Below are 279 nucleotides of genomic sequence, written 5' to 3' on the forward strand. Positions count from 1 at the left end.
GTTCTTGGCCTGCTGGAAGTTGTTGGCGTTGACCTGACGGTCGAAGGGGAAGCCCTGGGGACGGTTGTCGTTGACCTGGTTCTGGTTCTGGTTGTTGTTGTCCTGGTTGTTGTTGGGCTGGTACTGGTTCACAGCGACGACGAACACGTACTGCTGGCCGTTCTGGGAGCCCTTGGGCAGGATCAGGTTCTGGGGCAGAGTGTACTGCTGCTGCTGCTGCTGGGTCTGGTTGTAGTAGTTCTGACCCTGGTTGAAGAGAGCGCGAGTGCTGGGCTGCTG

General features: G+C 58.4%; 1 protein-coding gene. It reads right to left on the minus strand.

From position 1 onward, the window contains the following. A partial coding sequence (locus P2081_RS21275; RefSeq protein ID WP_369011422.1) for a hypothetical protein occupies positions 1-198 on the minus strand: 198 nt, incomplete at its 3' end. Positions 199-279 lie beyond the last annotated feature (81 nt).

The organism is Pseudophaeobacter profundi (genome assembly GCF_029697505.1).
GTDB lineage: Bacteria > Pseudomonadota > Alphaproteobacteria > Rhodobacterales > Rhodobacteraceae > Pseudophaeobacter > Pseudophaeobacter profundi.